We start from the raw sequence: 251 nt of genomic DNA on the forward strand, positions 1-251 counted from the left end.
GGTGAAGGTACAATAGCAATTAGTTATTAAGAAGAAAACCCGTGAATAATTCGCGGGTTTTTTTATTTGAAAATGTGGACACACCACGTCTACATTAAACAAAAGAATTCATTTTATCGTTTCGAGGACTAACCGATCACTCGACTTGATTAAAAATATAAACCTTTGCCTACTGGCTGAACAGTTTCTAGTACGATTTCAACCATTTCTTCATTAATTAGAGTTCTTATAATCCAAGCTGAGAGTTCTTG

Annotated in this window: 1 pseudogene; it reads right to left on the minus strand. The window is 34.3% G+C overall.

The features are described 5' to 3' along the window. Positions 1 to 149: 149 nt before the first annotated feature. A pseudogene (locus ACS2QP_RS28275) lies at positions 150 to 251 on the minus strand (DJ-1/PfpI family protein); the annotation flags it as partial.

The sequence above is a fragment of the Bacillus cereus group sp. Bce019 genome (assembly GCF_051781745.1).
Taxonomy (GTDB): Bacteria; Bacillota; Bacilli; order Bacillales; family Bacillaceae_G; genus Bacillus_A; species Bacillus_A cereus.